This window comes from Mitsuaria sp. TWR114, assembly GCF_007997345.1.
Window position 1 is genome coordinate 1 of sequence record NZ_VOSR01000228.1, and the last position, 2,219, is coordinate 2,219.

2 protein-coding genes are annotated in these 2,219 nt (G+C 65.9%); both read left to right on the forward strand.

Translation table 11 applies throughout. From position 1 onward, the window contains the following. Nucleotides 1-1,780 (forward strand): pyruvate dehydrogenase (acetyl-transferring), homodimeric type (aceE, locus tag FUT87_RS10140; protein ID WP_147240939.1); only part of this gene is annotated, 1,780 nt, incomplete at its 5' end. A 128-nt stretch (nucleotides 1,781-1,908) separates the two neighbouring features. Further along, nucleotides 1,909-2,219, forward strand: a 311-nt coding sequence (locus FUT87_RS10145) for a biotin/lipoyl-containing protein (RefSeq protein WP_186830463.1), incomplete at its 3' end; no start/stop codon positions are given.

Here is a 2,219-nt window from a genome sequence, read left to right on the forward strand (position 1 = left end):
GGATCCGCTGCTGGCGCGCGACAAGCAGGAGCTGCTGCGCAAGGTCATGCTGGAGACGCTGGACGGCGACTACCAGGCCTACAAGGCCAATGACGGCGCGTTCGTGCGCAAGCATTTCTTCGGCAAGCATCCGGAGCTGCTGAAGATGGTCGAGAACATGTCCGACGAGGACATCTGGCGCCTGAACCGCGGCGGCCACGACCCGCAGAAGGTCTACGCGGCCTACCACAAGGCGGTCAACACCGTCGGCCAGCCCACCGTCATGCTGATCAAGACCGTCAAGGGCTACGGCATGGGCAAGATCGGCGAGGGCAAGAACACCGCGCACCAGACCAAGAAGCTGCAGGACGAGGACATCAAGGCCTTCCGCGACCGCTTCAACATCCCCATCCCGGACAGCGAGCTGGCCAAGATCCCGTTCTACAAGCCGGCCGACGACACGCCCGAGATGCAGTACCTGCACGAGCGCCGCAAGTCGCTGGGCGGCTACCTGCCCAAGCGCCGCCCGCAGGCCGATGAAGCGCTGAAGGTGCCCGACCTGGCCACCTTCCAGGCCGTGCTGGACCCGACCGCCGAGGGTCGCGAGATCTCGACCACGCAGGCCTATGTCCGCTTCCTGACCACGCTGCTGCGCGACAAGGAACTGGGCCCGCGCACCGTGCCCATCCTGGTCGACGAGGCCCGCACCTTCGGCATGGAAGGCCTGTTCCGCCAGATCGGCATCTACAACCCCGCGGGTCAGAACTACACGCCGGTCGACAAGGACCAGGTCATGTACTACCGCGAGGACAAGGCCGGCCAGATCCTGCAGGAAGGCATCAACGAGGCCGGCGGCATGGCCAGCTGGATCGCCGCGGCGACGTCGTACTCGACGAACAACCGCGTGATGATCCCGTTCTACGTCTACTACTCGATGTTCGGCTTCCAGCGCATCGGCGACCTGGCCTGGGCCGCCGGCGACATGCAGGCGCGCGGCTTCCTGCTGGGCGGCACCTCGGGCCGCACGACGCTGAACGGCGAAGGCCTGCAGCACGAGGACGGCCACAGCCACATCCTGGCCGGCACCATTCCGAATTGCATCAGCTACGACCCGACCTTCGCGCATGAGGTGGCGGTGATTCTGCACTCGGGCCTGAAGCGCATGGTCGAGAACCAGGAGAACGTCTACTTCTACCTGACGCTGCTCAACGAGAACTACCCGATGCCCGGCCTGAAGGCCGGCACCGAGGAGCAGATCCTCAAGGGCATGTACCTGCTGGAGGACGCCGCCGCCCAGCCGCTGACGGTGAACCTGCTGGGCTCGGGCACCATCCTGCGCGAAAGCCAGGCCGCCAAGAAGCTGCTCGAGGCTGACTGGGGCGTGGGCGCGAACGTCTGGTCCTGCCCCAGCTTCAACGAGCTGGCCCGCGACGGCCAGAACGCCGAGCGCTGGAACCTGCTGCACCCGACCGAGCTGGCCTGCGTGCCGTTCGTGACGCAGCAGCTGAGCAAGGTGCAGGGGCCGGTGATCGCGTCGACCGACTACATGAAGAACTACGCCGAGCAGATCCGCGCCTTCATCCCGGCCGGCCGCTCGTACAAGGTGCTGGGAACCGACGGTTTCGGCCGCAGCGATTTCCGCTCCAAGCTGCGCGAGCACTTCGAGATCAACCGCCATTACATCGTCGTGGCCGCGCTGAAGAGCCTGGCTGACGAAGGCAAGATCCCGCAGGCCAAGGTCGCGGAAGCCATCAAGAAGTACGGCATCAACGTCGACAAGATCAACCCGCTGTACGCGTGAGCACGGCCCACCCCCTACCGGCTTCGCCGGCCCCCTCAAGGGGGCGAGCCCGACGGCCTGGCGAAGCCAGTTCCGTGGGCTCCGCTGGGTAAGCCCGCCGGCTCAGTAAATTTCTGGAGACACCCAATATGGCATTGGTGGAAGTCAAGGTTCCCGACATCGGGGACTTCAAGGACGTCGCGATCATCGAGCTGCTGGTCAAGCCCGGCGACACGGTGAAGGCTGAGCAGAGCCTGGTCACCGTCGAGTCCGACAAGGCCTCGATGGAGATCCCGTCCTCGGCGGCGGGCGTCGTCAAGGAAGTGAAGGTCAAGCTCGGCGACAAGCTGAACGAAGGCGACCTGATCGTCGTGCTGGAGAGTGATGCGGCGGCAGCGCCCGCACCGGCGGCTGCTGCGCCGGCTCCTACTGCGGCACCCGCCGCGGCGGCCGCACCTGC